The 13,305-nt window shown below is 64.6% G+C and carries 18 protein-coding genes; all 18 read left to right on the top strand.

Features of this window, described 5'->3' with window-relative positions:
• Positions 1-188: 188 nt before the first annotated feature.
• The 18 genes from BG455_RS03660 to BG455_RS03575 all read left to right on the top strand — a co-directional run bounded on the left by BG455_RS03660 (position 189) and on the right by BG455_RS03575 (position 13,300).
• Positions 189-1,046, top strand: a complete 858-nt coding sequence (locus tag BG455_RS03660) for a TIGR00282 family metallophosphoesterase (RefSeq protein WP_071468611.1) — start codon at positions 189-191, stop codon at positions 1,044-1,046.
• 159 nt (positions 1,047-1,205) lie between these two features.
• Positions 1,206-3,038 carry an SLC13 family permease gene (locus BG455_RS03655; protein WP_071468610.1) on the top strand — a complete coding sequence of 611 codons (1,833 nt, stop codon included), beginning with the start codon at positions 1,206-1,208 and terminating at the stop codon, positions 3,036-3,038.
• A 197-nt stretch (positions 3,039-3,235) separates the two neighbouring features.
• Positions 3,236-3,580 (top strand): hypothetical protein, encoded by a 345-nt coding sequence (locus tag BG455_RS17525; RefSeq protein ID WP_071468609.1) that lies wholly within the window; start codon positions 3,236-3,238, stop codon positions 3,578-3,580.
• Complete coding sequence (locus tag BG455_RS03645; protein ID WP_071468608.1) at positions 3,552-4,850, top strand: DNA-packaging protein; 1,299 nt, start codon at positions 3,552-3,554, stop codon at positions 4,848-4,850. The genes BG455_RS17525 and BG455_RS03645 overlap by 29 nt, the downstream gene beginning before the upstream one ends.
• Before the next feature lie 141 nt (positions 4,851-4,991).
• Positions 4,992-6,206 carry a phage portal protein gene (locus BG455_RS03640; RefSeq protein WP_071468607.1) on the top strand — a complete coding sequence of 405 codons (1,215 nt, stop codon included), beginning with the start codon at positions 4,992-4,994 and terminating at the stop codon, positions 6,204-6,206.
• Complete coding sequence (locus tag BG455_RS03635; protein ID WP_071468606.1) at positions 6,203-6,445, top strand: GTA head formation protein, RCAP_rcc01685 family; 243 nt, start codon at positions 6,203-6,205, stop codon at positions 6,443-6,445. Before BG455_RS03640 ends, BG455_RS03635 begins: the two co-directional genes overlap by 4 nt.
• A 12-nt stretch (positions 6,446-6,457) precedes the next feature.
• Complete coding sequence (locus BG455_RS03630) at positions 6,458-6,988, top strand: HK97 family phage prohead protease (protein WP_071468605.1); 531 nt, start codon at positions 6,458-6,460, stop codon at positions 6,986-6,988.
• 142 nt (positions 6,989-7,130) lie between these two features.
• Positions 7,131-8,309, top strand: a complete 1,179-nt coding sequence (locus BG455_RS03625) for a phage major capsid protein (RefSeq protein ID WP_071468756.1) — start codon at positions 7,131-7,133, stop codon at positions 8,307-8,309.
• A 150-nt stretch (positions 8,310-8,459) separates the two neighbouring features.
• Positions 8,460-9,047 (top strand): head-tail connector protein, encoded by a 588-nt coding sequence (locus BG455_RS03620; RefSeq protein WP_071468755.1) that lies wholly within the window; start codon positions 8,460-8,462, stop codon positions 9,045-9,047.
• Positions 9,044-9,385, top strand: coding sequence for a head-tail adaptor protein (locus BG455_RS03615; RefSeq protein WP_071468604.1), 342 nt, complete (start codon positions 9,044-9,046; stop codon positions 9,383-9,385). Before BG455_RS03620 ends, BG455_RS03615 begins: the two co-directional genes overlap by 4 nt.
• Complete coding sequence (locus tag BG455_RS03610; protein ID WP_071468603.1) at positions 9,382-9,792, top strand: DUF3168 domain-containing protein; 411 nt, start codon at positions 9,382-9,384, stop codon at positions 9,790-9,792. Before BG455_RS03615 ends, BG455_RS03610 begins: the two co-directional genes overlap by 4 nt.
• Positions 9,793-9,818: 26 nt before the next feature.
• Positions 9,819-10,232 (top strand): phage major tail protein, TP901-1 family, encoded by a 414-nt coding sequence (locus BG455_RS03605; RefSeq protein WP_071468602.1) that lies wholly within the window; start codon positions 9,819-9,821, stop codon positions 10,230-10,232.
• A gap of 4 nt (positions 10,233-10,236) precedes the next feature.
• A complete protein-coding gene (locus BG455_RS03600; protein ID WP_071468601.1) occupies positions 10,237-10,551 on the top strand; it encodes a gene transfer agent family protein in 315 nt (104 codons plus the stop codon).
• Positions 10,548-10,748, top strand: coding sequence for a rcc01693 family protein (locus tag BG455_RS03595; protein WP_071468600.1), 201 nt, complete (start codon positions 10,548-10,550; stop codon positions 10,746-10,748). Before BG455_RS03600 ends, BG455_RS03595 begins: the two co-directional genes overlap by 4 nt.
• Entirely contained in the window at positions 10,745-11,356 is a 612-nt protein-coding gene (locus tag BG455_RS03590; RefSeq protein WP_071468599.1) for a phage tail tape measure protein, read from the top strand. Before BG455_RS03595 ends, BG455_RS03590 begins: the two co-directional genes overlap by 4 nt.
• Positions 11,357-11,370: 14 nt before the next feature.
• Complete coding sequence (locus BG455_RS03585; RefSeq protein WP_071468598.1) at positions 11,371-12,003, top strand: DUF2460 domain-containing protein; 633 nt, start codon at positions 11,371-11,373, stop codon at positions 12,001-12,003.
• Positions 12,000-12,875: a DUF2163 domain-containing protein gene (locus tag BG455_RS03580; protein ID WP_071468597.1), complete on the top strand. Its 876-nt coding sequence runs from the start codon at positions 12,000-12,002 to the stop codon at positions 12,873-12,875. Before BG455_RS03585 ends, BG455_RS03580 begins: the two co-directional genes overlap by 4 nt.
• Positions 12,872-13,300, top strand: coding sequence for a C40 family peptidase (locus BG455_RS03575; RefSeq protein ID WP_071468596.1), 429 nt, complete (start codon positions 12,872-12,874; stop codon positions 13,298-13,300). The genes BG455_RS03580 and BG455_RS03575 overlap by 4 nt, the downstream gene beginning before the upstream one ends.
• The last annotated feature ends 5 nt before the right edge of the window (positions 13,301-13,305 follow it).

The raw sequence follows: 13,305 nt of genomic DNA, 5'->3' as shown, positions 1-13,305 counted from the left end.
CATGGCCCTTTAAGGCGCGGCGGGCCTGCGGCCCTATATCCCGGCGCAGTGTAAGTCTGAAAAGCCTTTTGATGATCTTCTGTCGGGCAGGCGCGCGCATCGCCAAGGCCCTTGCTGCAAGGCCCGATATGTGTGCCGCGTCGGTTTTCATCTTGCCCCTGCCGCGCGGGACGCCTAAGCCATAGCCCATGCGAATACTGTTTCTGGGCGATGTAATGGGGCGGGCAGGGCGGGCGGCAGTGGCCGCCTATCTGCCTATGTTGCGGGCTGCGTGGCGGCTGGATTTCGTGGTCGTCAATGGCGAGAATGCCACTGGCGGCATGGGCCTGTCCCCCGATCATGCCAAAGCGCTGCTAGAGGCGGGGGCCGATTGCATCACGCTGGGCGATCATGCTTTCGACCAACGCCCCATGCGCGAGTTTATCGCCAATGAACCCCGCGTCCTGCGGCCCTTGAATTTCGCCAAATCCGGTGCGCCGGGGCTGGGGTCGCGGGTCTATGATGCGCCGGGCGGGCGACGGGTGCTGGTGGCGCAGGCGCTGGGGCAGGTGTTCATGAAACAGCCCTATTCCGACCCGTTTTCGGCCATTGATCCGGTGTTGCGCGCCCATCCGCGTGGCGGCATGGTGCAGGCCGCGATCATCGACATCCATTGCGAGGCCACATCCGAGAAATACGCCATGGGCCATTGGTGCGACGGGCGCGCCAGCCTTGTGGTGGGCACGCATACCCATATCCCCACGGCAGATGCACAAATCTTGGGCGGTGGCACGGCCTATCACACCGATGCAGGCATGTGCGGCGATTATGACAGCGTGATCGGCATGCACAAGGATGAACCCATGCGCCGCTTTATCACCGGCATGCCGCGCGCGCGGTTCGAACCTGCGACAGGCGCGGCCACTGTGTCGGGCACCTATATCGAAACGGATGACCGCACCGGCCAAAGCACGCGCATCGAGATGGTGCGTCTGGGCGGGCGTTTGCCGCAAGCAGGGCCTGCGCCGGTCGATCTTCCTGCACTGACCCCAGCCACCCAAAGCTGACACGGCGCGCCGCGCCTGTCTGTTTCTTGTGCACCCCTGCCCTGATCCTGCCCCCGCTGACGCGTACCTTGCCCAAGGTGCGCTTGCATCTGTTTCAGAATATGCGAAACACAAAGGGCAACGGCCATATTCAGGCGCATAGGGCACGGAGAGACGCTTATGTTCGGAATTGAACTTGGCGAGACCACGCAGGCCGTTATCGGTTTGCTGATCGTGCTCGGGATGTTCATATCTTTCATGCGCGAAGTGTATCCGGTCGAGGTGACCGCCATTGGCGGGGCGATGGCCATGCTTGTGCTGGGCATTCTGCCTGTCGATGCCGCATTGACCGCCTTTTCCAACCCCGCACCCTGGACGATTGCGGCGCTGTTCATCATCGTGGGCGCGCTGGTGCGCACCGGAACGCTGGACTGGATCACCCAAGCCGCTGTCGGCAATGTCGAAACCCGCCCGATCCTGACCCTGATCACCCTGACCCTGACAGTTCTGGCCATGTCGGCCTTTGTCAACAATACCCCCATTGTGGTGGTGATGATCCCTGTCTTCATCCAGCTGGCCAAGACGTTGGGCACATCCGCCTCCAAGGTGTTGATCCCGCTAAGCTACCTGTCAATCATGGGGGGCACGCTGACGCTTTTGGGCACCTCGACCAATCTGCTGGTCGATGGTGTGGCGCGCGCCAATGGGCTGGCCCCGTTCACTGTGTTCGAGATCAGCAAGGTCGGCATCATCATGGCCTTTGCAGGGGTGACATATCTGGCCCTGATTGGCCGCCACCTGCTGCCAGAGCGCAAATCCATGAGTGACCTTCTCTCGGACAGGTCACGCACCAAGTTTTTCACTGAAGTGGCCATTCCCGAAGAATCGCGCCTGATCGGGTTGAAACTGTCCGAGGTTGATATTTTCAAGCGCGAAGGTGCGCGCGTCATCGATGTGCTGCGCGGCGATGCGTCGCTGCGCTGGGGGCAAATGACAGATATCGAATTGCAGGCGGGCGACCGTGTGGTTTTGCGCACCCAGATTTCCGAAGTGCTGGGGCTGAAGAAAAACCCCGATGTGACCCAGGTCGAAAAAATGGAGGCCGAAGACCCCGATCTTATCGGCCCGCAGCGCGATGTGGACCGGCTGTCCTCGGTCGAGACAACAACCGTCGAGGTGCTGATCTCGCCCGATTCGCATATGGTGGGGCGGCGCATGGGCGGCATGCGGCTGCGCAGGCGCTATGGCGTCTATCCGCTGGCCGTGCATCGGCGCAACCAGAATATCGGCACGAATATTGAAAATCTGGTGGTGCGCGTGGGCGATACCCTGCTGCTGGAAGGCGCGCCCGAAGATATCGCGCGACTGGCACAGGATATGAATCTGGCCGATATTACCAAACCGACAGAACGCGCCTACCGGCGGGGCCATGCGCCGATTGTCATTGCGGTTCTGGCCGCGATTGTGGCGATCTCGGCGCTGGGCATTGCGCCCATCGCGCCAATGGCCTTTCTTGGGGTGGCGGTGGTGCTGCTGACGCGCTGCATCGATGCGGATGAGGCATTCAGCTTCATCGACGGGCGCTTGCTTGCGCTGATTTTCGCCATGCTGGGGGTGGGCGCAGGGCTGGAGGCATCGGGCGCGGTGCAGGTGATCGTGACCGCCGCCTTGCCCTTGCTGCTGGACCTGTCGCCGTTTTTCCTGATCCTGAGCGTCTATATCCTGACCCTGACCCTGACCGAACTGGTTACGAATAACGCGGTTGCTGTGGTTCTGACGCCGATTGTCATCAGCCTTGGGTTTGCGCTGGGGATCGACCCGCGCCCGCTTGTGGTGACCGTGATGCTGGGCGCATCGGCGGCCTTTGCAACCCCGATCGGATATCAGACCAACACGCTTGTGTACGGGCCGGGGGGCTATAAATTCACCGATTTCCTGCGGGTGGGCCTGCCCATGCATTTCGTGATGGCCCCCACGGTGGCGTTTTTCATTCCGCTGTTCTGGCCGCTGTGAAGGAACCCGCACTTTAAGGTGCAGAGCCGCGCAGGGTGCGTCCCCCCTCGGATGACGACCGCGCAGGGGCAGCGCACGCTGTCTGACCACTTCCTTTAACCTGTTGGGCTATTCTGTCCGGGCCGCCTGACCGGGCTTTTGTGCCGTTTCGGCCAAAAGGCGCTTGTGCGGGGCGACATGAGGACAGGCAACAGCACATGACCACAGAAAACCGCCCGCCCAGCGGGCCGACACCGGAAAACATGGTGTCTTATTCCGAGCGGCTTCTCAATATCAGCATCTCGCGGCTGACGCGGGTGCTGGAAAGCTATGATGACATCACACCAGCCTGTGGAAAGGAATTGACCGAAGAATTCCGCAGCCTGCGCAAAGCCTTGGAGATTGCTTACCATGAACGTGCCCAGTTACAGAAACTCAAAGGTGTTGACGCCGCCAGCGGCACCGTCCTTGACCTCTGCGCCGCAAGAGAGGAAATCACCCGCCGAATTTCTTGCCTCCGCGCCGCCCGGGACGGTGACGGAATTCCTCGACACTCTGAGTGACAGCGCATTGGCCGCATTGCCATGGCTGTTTGAATTCTGGGCCGCCCCCCACCAATTGCCCCCCGAAGGGGCATGGCGCAGTTGGGTCTGTCTGGGCGGGCGCGGGGCGGGCAAGACGCGCGCGGGCGCGGAATGGGTGCGCGCACAGGTCGAAGGGGCGCGGCCCCATGATGCAGGGGCCGCGCGCCGCGTGGCGCTGGTGGCTGAAACCTATGATCAGGCGCGCGATGTGATGGTGTTTGGCGACAGTGGCATTCTGGCCTGCTCGCCCCCTGACCGCCTGCCGCAATGGGAAGCGACCAAGCGCCGCCTTGTCTGGCCCAATGGCGCGATTGCGCAATGCTTCTCGGCCTCGGACCCGGAAGCGCTGCGCGGCCCGCAATTCGACGCGGCATGGTGCGACGAGCTGGCGAAATGGCCCAAAGCCGCCGAGGCTTGGGACATGCTGCAATTCGCGCTGCGTCTGGGCGCGCATCCGCGCCAGTTGATCACCACCACCCCGCGCGCGCAATCCACGCTGAAATCCATCCTGCGCGCCCCCTCGACCGTCATGACCCATGCCGCGACCGAGGCCAACCGCGCATGGCTGGCCCCGTCCTTTCTGGAAGAAATCCGTGCGCGCTATCGCGGATCATATCTGGAGCGGCAGGAACTGGATGGGGTCTTGGTGGAAGATACCGAAGGCACGCTTTGGCCGATGGCCTTGCTGGAACGCGCGCGGGTGGCCGAGGTGCCCACGCTGTCGCGCGTGGTGGTCGCGGTCGACCCTGCGGTCAGTTCGGGCGCCAGATCGGACCTGTGCGGGATCGTGGTTGTGGGGGCCGTAACCGAAGGCCCGCCGCAGGAGTGGCGCGCCTATGTGCTGGAAGATGCCAGCCTGCGCGCCGCCTCTCCCAGCGCATGGGCGCGCGCCGCACTGGAGGCGCGCGCGCGCCACGGGGCCGACCGGATCGTGGCCGAGGTCAATCAGGGCGGCGATCTGGTGGCCGAAGTGCTGCGCCAGATTGACCCGCTGGTGCCCTACCGCGCTGTGCATGCCGCGCGCGGCAAGGCCGCGCGGGCAGAGCCTGTGGCGGCGCTTTATGAACAGGGGCGGGTCGCGCATGCGGACCGCTTGGGCGCGCTGGAAGACCAGATGATGCAGATGACCGCGCAGGGCTACCGCGGCACAGGCAGCCCCGACCGCGTGGATGCGCTGGTCTGGGCAGTGCAGGACCTGATCCTTGGCCCCGCCGCCAACTGGTCGCGCCCGATGGTGCGTACGCTGTGATAGCAGTGTTTTTACAGGTTTTGGCTAGGCTAAGGGCGAGATGGCGTGAACATCTGAAACAGGCGGGGGGCTGTCTGCCCCCCGCACCCCCCGAGGATATTTTTCCAAGGATGAAAGGGGCAGTGATGGAGAGAGTTTTTCATGTTTGAATTTCTGCGCAAGGCAAGCCCTCCGGAACAGGCGATACTGCGCGAGAGCGCGGCAAAAGCCTCGGCTGTCGGGCCGCTGACAGCGGGGCGGATTACCGGCAAGGCTGCCGCCTATGGTGTGGCAGGGGCGGCGTGGCATGCGCGCGACGAGGTGTCGCTGGCCCGTGCCGGGTTTCTGGGCAATCCGGTCGGGTTTCGGGCGGTGCGGCTGATTTCCGAGGCCGCGAGCGCGCTGCCCCTGATCTTGCAAGATTGCGAACGCCGCTATGAGGCGCATCCGGTGTTGGAGCTGGTCACCCGTCCCAACCCCGCACAGGGGCGGGCCGAGTTTTTCGAGGCGCTGTATGCGCAGTTGTTGCTGTCGGGCAATGCCTATCTGGAAGCGGTGCAGGATGCAGGTGGAATGGTGCGCGAATTGCATGTGCTGCGCTCTGACCGGATGCGGGTGGTGCCCGGCGCCGATGGCTGGCCTGTGGCCTATGACTATAGTGTGGGCGCGGCAAAGCACCGCTTTCACATGCGCGAGGGCGCGGCCCCGATCTGCCATATCCGCAGCTTTCACCCGCAAGACGACCATTACGGCCTGTCGCCGCTGGAGGCCGCGCGCCGCGCGGTGGATGTGCATAATGCCGCGTCCCACTGGTCGAAGGCGCTGCTGGACAATGCCGCGCGCCCCTCTGGTGCGATTGTCTATCGCGGCGAGGGGGGGCAGGGCAGCATGAGCACCGAGCAGTTCGAGCGGCTGCAAGCCGAGATGGAAGCGCATCACACAGGTGCGCGCAATGCAGGCCGCCCGATGCTGCTGGAAGGGGGGCTGGACTGGAAGCCCATGGGCTTTTCCCCCTCTGACATGGAATTCCAGAAAACCAAGGAAGCGGCCGCGCGCGAGATTGCCACGGCCTTCGGGGTGCCGCCCATGCTGCTGGGCATTCCGGGGGACGCGACCTATGCCAATTACCAGGAGGCCAATCGCGGTTTTTACCGCCTGACTGTTTTGCCAATGGCACTGCGGGTGACGGCAAGTGTGGCGCATTGGCTGTCAGGCTTCATTCCCGGCGCGGTGGAGTTGAAACCCGATCTGGACCAGGTGCCCGCATTGGCGGTGGAGCGTGAACAGCAATGGCGGCGCGTCGGCGAGGCCAGTTTCCTGACCGATGCCGAGAAACGCGCCCTTCTGGGCCTGCCGCCCCATGTCGAGGGCGCATGAGCGCGCGCAGGGCCGTGGGCGGCTCGCGCTACCTGTATGACAGTTTCGAGGCCGCACAGGCGCGGATTGATGCGCAGGAACGCGTGTTCGAGGCGCGCAAGGAAGCGCTGGAATTTCGCATGATGCGGCTGGAAACAGCGGTCGAGCGGTTGGAAAAGCGGCTGTGGCTGGCGGTGTTCGGCGTGGTCGCAGGGGTGCTGTCACATGGCGCGCTGGCGCTGGCCAGTGCCTTGCAGTGAAAGGAAAATTGCATGGAATACAAATTCAGCCCGCCACAAGCCGAACTGGCCCTGCTGGAGGGGCACCGGATTGCGGGATATGCCAGCGTCTTTGGCGCGCGTGACAAGGGCGGCGACACGGTCCTGCCCGGGGCCTATGCGGGCGCGCTGGCGCGGATGGCCGCGCGCGGCGACAAGGTGCGCATGCTGTGGCAGCATGACCCCGCGCAACCCATCGGCATCTGGGATGAGGTGGCGGAAGACGGGCACGGGCTGCGCGTGGCGGGCCGTTTGCTGCCCGATGTGGCGCGGGCGCGCGAGGCGCGCGCGCTGCTTCAGGCGGGGGCGGTGGACGGGCTGTCCATCGGCTACCGCACCCTGCGCGCCGAAGCCGTGCCGGGGGGCGGGCGCAAGCTGATCGAGCTGGAGTTGTGGGAGGTCAGTCTGGTGACATTCCCCATGCAGGCCGAGGCGCGCATCACCCGCAAATCCGACATTCTGCGCGATCTGGGCGCGATGACCGCGCAATTGCGGGCCGCGCGCGCGCATGTTGCGCGCCTGTAAGCGCCAGCGTGCGCTGTATTCACCGGATCTTGGGCAGAACCGACTAACCTGCCCCTGATCACCCTTTACCCACCCCAAGCAGGAGATTGACATGACCCGACCCGCGCCTGTCGCAGCGGGCCAGAGCGGCGCGGCTGCGCCCATGGCCCCTGATCTGGCCCCCGTTTTGGCCCCCGAGATTGAACTGAAAGCCGCGATGCACGGCTTTTCCCAAGAATTCGACGCCTTTCAGGCCGAAATCACCCAGAAATTTTCACAACATGAAGAGCGACTGACCATGCTGGATCGCAAGACTGCCCTGTCCACCACCCGCCCGACATTAAGCCGCGCCGAGGCAGGTGCCACCCTGCATCACAAGGCATTTGACGCCTATCTGCGCTCGGGCGATGACAGCCCGCTGCGCGGGCTGGAGTTGGAGGCCAAGGGCCTGAACACGCAAATGGCCGCCGAAGGGGGCTATCTGGTGGACCCTGAAACCGCATCTGTCATTCGGGGCGTGCTGCATGCGACCGCGTCTATCCGCGCGATTGCCAGTGTGGTCACGGTCGAGGCGACATCCTTTGATGTGCTGGTGGATCATACCGATGTGTCCTCTGGGTGGGCCACAGAGCAGGGCAGTGTTGCCCCCTCTGACAGCCCCACCATTGACCGTATTCCGATCCGGCTGCACGAATTGGCCGCCATGCCAAAGGCCAGCCAGCGCCTGCTGGATGACAGCGCGTTCGATGTGGAAGGGTGGCTGGCCAACCGCATCGCGTCCAAATTCGCGCGGGCAGAGGCGGCGGCGTTCATCCATGGCGATGGTCTGGACAAGCCGCGCGGGTTTCTGACCCATGACCTGATCGAGGATGAGCTGTGGGAATGGGGCCATCTGGGCTATATCGCCACAGGGGCGCAGGGCGATTTTGCCAGCGCCAATGCGTCTGACGCGATTGTGGATCTGGTCTATGCGCTGGGCGCGACCTACCGCGCGAATGCAGTGTTTGTGATGAATTCCAAAACCGCAGGCGCGGTGCGCAAGATGAAAGATGCCGATGGCCGTTTCCTGTGGTCGGACGGGCTGGCGGCGGGCGAGCCTGCGCGCCTGATGGGCTATCCGGTGCTTGTGGCCGAAGATATGCCCGATATCGCGCCCGACAGCACGGCGATTGCCTTTGGCGATTTTGCCAGCGGCTACACCATTGCCGAACGCCCCGATATGCGCGTGCTGCGCGACCCGTTCAGCGCCAAACCCCATGTCCTGTTCTATGCCACCAAGCGCGTGGGCGGGGATGTGTCGGATTTCAAGGCGATCAAACTGCTGAAATTCGGCACCAGCTGATGGTGATTCCTGCCCTGTGCGGTTGCGCGGGGCAGGGCGGGTGCCCCGCTGCAACATGGCCCGGCCTGACTGGTCTTGCCCCCTAGCCCCGCACAAGCGGGCCGGGCGTGGCGGGGCACCCAAATTCCTGAACATCTGCGCGAGGTTGATATGACCCTGACCGAGATCACCCCCATTCCTGCGGCGGCCCTGCCGCTGGCCGAGTTGCGCGCGCATCTGCGCCTGTCCTCGGGCTTTGCCGATGAGGCCACGCAAGACGCGCTGCTAGAGCAATATCTGCGCGCGGCCATTGCCGTGGTCGAGGGGCGCGTGGCGCGGGCCTTGTTCCTGCGGGGCTATAGCCTGCGCCTGTCGCGCTGGCGCGACAGCTGTGGACAGCCCTTGCCCCTTGCCCCTGTGGCCGCGATAGACAGTGTCACGCTGCTTGATGCTGGCGGGGCCGAGGGGCTGGTTGACCCCGCGCGCTACCGGCTGGATGCCGATGGCTGGCGTCCACGGCTGGAAGCGGCAGGCAGTGCATTGCCCACGATTCCATCTGGCGGCGCGGTGGTGATTGCGTTTTCCGCAGGCTTTGGCGCGCAGTGGTCGGACATTCCCGCCGATCTGCGCCAAGCCGTGCTGTTGCTGGCCGCGCAATCCTATGAGGGGCGCGAGGCGGGCGGCAGCCCCGAGATGGGTTTTGGTGTGGCCGCCCTACTGGAACGCTGGCGCGATCTGCGCCTTGGGGGGCGGGCATGAAGGCCGCGCCCAATCTGACGCGCGCGCTGGTGCTGGAAACGCCTGTCACCGCCCCCGATGGGGCAGGCGGGTTTGTCACGCAATGGCACGCACTTGGCACGGTTTGGGCCGAAATTCGTGCAGGGGCAGGGCGCGAGCGGTTTGCCAGCCTTGGCCCCTTGGGCGAGGTGCGGCTGCGCATTCTGGTGCGCGGCGCCCCGCATGGCACTGACCGTCGCCCCCGCCCTGACCAGCGCTTTACCGAAGGGGCGCGGGTTTTCCGCATTCTGGCAGTGGCCGAGGCCGATGCGCAGGGCCGCTACCTGATCTGCACCGCCCAAGAGGAGCTTCCGGCATGAGCTATGTCCTTGCACCTGCGCTGCAAACCGCGATTTTTCAGGCGCTGGCGGCAGATGCTGCGCTGTCTGCGCTGCTGGGGGGCGCAATTTATGACGCGATCCCACCCGCAACCCCGCCTGCAACCTATGCGCTGATCGGGGTCGAGCAGGTCTTTGACCGCTCGGACACCACAGGCCACGGGGCCGAACACCGGCTGAGCATTTCGGTGCTGAGCAATGCCAGCGGCTTTCTGGCCGCCAAACAGGTGGCCGCGCGGATTTGCGAGGTGCTGGAGGCACCGGCGCTGACCCTGTCGCGGGGCCGTCTGGTGGCGCTGTGGTTCGACCGCGCCGAGGCCCGCAAGCTGGAGGGCGACCAGACCCGCCGCATTGACCTGCGCTTTCGCGCGCGCGTCGAGGATGACTGATTTTCAACTTTGAGGAGGGTGGCCCCATGGGTGCACAGAATGGCAAGGATTTGCTGGTAAAGGTCGATATGACAGGTGACGGGCAGTTTGAAACGGTGGCGGGCCTGCGCGCCACGCGGGTCAGTTTCAACGCGGAATCGGTCGAGGTCACCTCGCTGTCATCAGCGGGGGGGTGGCGCGAATTGCTGGGCGGTGCGGGGGTGAAATCTGCCGCTATTTCCGGCGCTGGCGTGTTCCGCGATGCGGGCACGGATGAACGCGCGCGCGCGATTTTCTTCAACGGAGAGACGCCGGATTTCCAGATCATCATCCCCGATTTCGGCATTGTCGAAGGGCCGTTCATGATTACCGGCCTTGATTACGCTGGCAGCCATAATGGCGAGGCAACGTTCGAGTTATCGCTCGCCTCGGCGGGGCAGCTGAGTTTCGTGGCGGATTAAGCGCATGGGCAATCCTTACGCAGGCGAAGTCACGCTGCTGATCGATGGCCAGCCCCATACCTTGCGCCTGACCCTTGGCGCGCTGGCCGAGTTGGAAGCGGCGATGGGCGAGGATACGCTTCTGGCGCTGGTCGAACGGTTCGAGCAGGGGCGCTTTTCGTCGCGCGATGTGCTGGCGCTGATCGTGGCGGGGCTGCGCGGCGGCGGCTGGCGGGGCGAGGCGGCTGATCTGACGCGCGCCGATATTGCGGGCGGCATTCATGGTGCGGCGCGGGTTGCGGCAGAACTGCTGGCGCGCGCCTTCACCCCGCCGTCATGACTGCGTTTGACTGGCGCGCGCTGATGCGCCTTGGCCTGCGCGATTTGCGCCTGCACCCGCGCGATTTCTGGGCGCTGACCCCTGCGGAACTGATGATCATGGCCGGGCTGGACGGCGCGCCCGGCCCCCTGACCCGCGCGCGGCTGGATGCGTTGTCCGCGCGCTACCCCGACATTGTGAAAGGCAAAAGACAATGACCAATCTGAGCGATCTTGAGGCGCAGATTTCCGCGCTGGAACACCGCCTTGGCCAGACCACAGGTTTGGTGGCGGAATTTGACAGCGAACTGGCGGGGCTGGGGCGCAACCTGACATTCACGGCGCGCGAGGTGGACAGCCTGTCGCGCAGCTTCTCAAGCGGGTTGCGGCGGGCCTTTGACGGCGTGATTTTTGACGGCATGCGCCTGCAAGATGCCTTGCGCGGCATTGCGCAAACGATGGTCAGCAGCGTCTATAACACCGCGATGAAACCTGTGCAAAACGCCTTTGGCAGCCTTTTGGCGCAAGGGGTGACAGGGGCGATGGGGCGGGTCATGCCCTTTGCCAAGGGCGGTGTCATCTCTCAGGCCACAGCATTCCCCATGCGCGGCGGCATGGGCCTGATGGGCGAGGCGGGACCAGAGGCGATTATGCCACTGTCCCGCGGCCCTGACGGGCGTTTGGGCGTGCGCGCGGCGGGCGGGGGGCAGGCGGTGAATGTGACCTTCAACATCCAGACGCCCGATGTGGCGGGCTTTCAACGCTCTCAAACCCAGATCGCGGCGCAGATGGGCCGGCTTCTGGCGCAGGGCAACCGCAATCGCTGACATAGGGGTAGGACATGGCCTTTCACGATATCCGCTTTCCCGCCAATCTGAGTTTTGGCGCTTTGGGCGGGCCAGAGCGGCGCACCGAAATTGTCGAGCTTGCCAACGGGCATGAGGAACGCAACACCCCATGGGCGGCATCGCGCAGGCGCTATGATGCAGGCATGGGCCTGCGCGCGCTGGATGATCTGGAAGCGCTGGTCGCGTTTTTTGAAGCGCGCCAAGGCATGCTGCATGCGTTTCGCTGGAAGGATTGGGGCGATTACCGCTCTGCGCCCGCGTCCAAGCCTGTTACAGCCTATGACCAGCTTTTGGGGGTGGGCGATGGCAGCACGCGCGTGTTTCAGTTGCGCAAGGCCTACAGTTCTGGCGCGCAAACCTTTTGGCGCGAGGTTGCAAAACCTGTCGCGGGGTCGGTGCTGGCGGCCATCGGGCGCGATGAACTGACGCTGGGGGTGGATTACACGGTTGATGCGGCATCGGGCCAGATCACCTTTAACCGCCCCCCCGATGCAGGCGCCGAAGTGCAGGCGGGGTTTGAATTTGACGTGCCGGTGCGGTTTGACACAGACCTGATCCAGATTTCGGTTGCCAGCTTCAAGGCGGGTGAATTGCCCAAAGTGCCTGTGGTCGAGGTGCGGATATGAGCCTTGCCGAACATCTGGCCACTGGGGCCACAACCATTGCGCGCGCGTGGGAAGTGACACGCGCGGACGGGCTGAGGCTGGGATTTACCGACCATGACCGCGATCTGGCCTTTGAGGGGGTGGAGTTTCGCGCGGGCGCAGGATTGAGTGCGCGCGCGCTGGAACAGGTGACGGGCCTTGCGGTGGACAATTCCGAGGCCGTGGGCGCGCTGCGCGACGCGGGCCTGACCGAGCGCGACATCATGGCGGGGCGCTATGACGGGGCATGCTTGCGGATATGGGAGGTGAACTGGGCCGACACGGCGCAACGCCGCGTCATCTTTCGCGGCAGCCTGGGCGAGATCACGCGCGCAGGCGGGGCATTCCGCGCCGAATTGCGCGGGTTGTCGGAACCCTTGGGCCAGCAGGGCGGGCGGGTCTATCACGCCGCTTGCGCGGCCGTGCTGGGGGATGGGGCGTGCAAGGTCGATCTGGATGCGCCGGGATATTCCGCACAGGCGCAGATTGTGTCAGTGACGGGCGGGCAGGATTTCACTTTTGCCCCGCTTGACGCGGTTGCACAGGGCTGGTTCGCGCAAGGGCGGCTTGTGGTGCTGGACGGGCAGGCGGCGGGGTTGGTGGGCCATATCCGCGAAGACCGCGATGCGGGGGGCATGCGGCGCATCGCGCTGTGGGATGCGATCCGCGCCACGCTTGCAGTGGGCGATCTGGTCCGGCTGGAGGTGGGATGCGACAAACAGGCCGAAACCTGCCGCCTGAAATTCGACAATCTGCTGAATTTCAGGGGCTTTCCGGATATTCCGGGCGAAGACTGGCTGATGGCCTATCCCAAGGCGGGCCAGCCCAATGATGGCGGCGCGCGTCGCGGATGAGCGGGCGATCTGACATTGTGGCGCAAGCGCGGGCTTGGATTGGCACGCCCTATCACCACCGCGCGGCCAGACTGGGCGCGGGTGCGGATTGCCTTGGGCTGATCCGTGGCATCTGGTGCGCGCATTACGGCACCGAACCCGAACCCCTGCCGCCCTATTCCCCCAGTTGGGCCGAGGCGAGCGGGGACGAGCAGTTGTGGCAGGCGCTGGCGCGCCATCTGCTGCCAGCACCTGTGGCGGAAGATGGGCAGGTCTTGCTGTTTCGTCTGCAAAGCCGCGCGCTGGCAAAACATTTGGGCATTCAATGCGCGGGTGGGGCGCGTTTCATCCATGCCTGCCCGCGCGCAGGTGTGGTTGAAGCGCCCCTGTCGGCCCCTTGGGCGCGCCGCATCGTGGCGCGCTTCGCCTTTCCCTCAAGCCTTTGATTTGA

The organism is Roseinatronobacter thiooxidans, assembly GCF_001870675.1.
GTDB lineage: Bacteria > Pseudomonadota > Alphaproteobacteria > Rhodobacterales > Rhodobacteraceae > Roseinatronobacter > Roseinatronobacter thiooxidans.
This window is presented reverse-complemented; position numbering and strand designations above follow the sequence as displayed.

Coding starts and splice junctions, on each gene's coding strand:
- BG455_RS03655 (WP_071468610.1), top strand. CDS start 1,206: ATGTTCGGAATTGAACTTGGCGAGACCACGCAGGCCGTTATCGGTTTG.
- BG455_RS03605 (WP_071468602.1), top strand. CDS start 9,819: ATGGGTGCACAGAATGGCAAGGATTTGCTGGTAAAGGTCGATATGACA.
- BG455_RS03600 (WP_071468601.1), top strand. CDS start 10,237: ATGGGCAATCCTTACGCAGGCGAAGTCACGCTGCTGATCGATGGCCAG.
- BG455_RS03640 (WP_071468607.1), top strand. CDS start 4,992: ATGTTTGAATTTCTGCGCAAGGCAAGCCCTCCGGAACAGGCGATACTG.
- BG455_RS03630 (WP_071468605.1), top strand. CDS start 6,458: ATGGAATACAAATTCAGCCCGCCACAAGCCGAACTGGCCCTGCTGGAG.
- BG455_RS03615 (WP_071468604.1), top strand. CDS start 9,044: ATGAAGGCCGCGCCCAATCTGACGCGCGCGCTGGTGCTGGAAACGCCT.
- BG455_RS03585 (WP_071468598.1), top strand. CDS start 11,371: ATGGCCTTTCACGATATCCGCTTTCCCGCCAATCTGAGTTTTGGCGCT.
- BG455_RS03590 (WP_071468599.1), top strand. CDS start 10,745: ATGACCAATCTGAGCGATCTTGAGGCGCAGATTTCCGCGCTGGAACAC.
- BG455_RS03660 (WP_071468611.1), top strand. CDS start 189: ATGCGAATACTGTTTCTGGGCGATGTAATGGGGCGGGCAGGGCGGGCG.
- BG455_RS03625 (WP_071468756.1), top strand. CDS start 7,131: ATGGCCCCTGATCTGGCCCCCGTTTTGGCCCCCGAGATTGAACTGAAA.
- BG455_RS03595 (WP_071468600.1), top strand. CDS start 10,548: ATGACTGCGTTTGACTGGCGCGCGCTGATGCGCCTTGGCCTGCGCGAT.
- BG455_RS17525 (WP_071468609.1), top strand. CDS start 3,236: ATGACCACAGAAAACCGCCCGCCCAGCGGGCCGACACCGGAAAACATG.
- BG455_RS03620 (WP_071468755.1), top strand. CDS start 8,460: ATGACCCTGACCGAGATCACCCCCATTCCTGCGGCGGCCCTGCCGCTG.
- BG455_RS03610 (WP_071468603.1), top strand. CDS start 9,382: ATGAGCTATGTCCTTGCACCTGCGCTGCAAACCGCGATTTTTCAGGCG.
- BG455_RS03575 (WP_071468596.1), top strand. CDS start 12,872: ATGAGCGGGCGATCTGACATTGTGGCGCAAGCGCGGGCTTGGATTGGC.
- BG455_RS03580 (WP_071468597.1), top strand. CDS start 12,000: ATGAGCCTTGCCGAACATCTGGCCACTGGGGCCACAACCATTGCGCGC.
- BG455_RS03635 (WP_071468606.1), top strand. CDS start 6,203: ATGAGCGCGCGCAGGGCCGTGGGCGGCTCGCGCTACCTGTATGACAGT.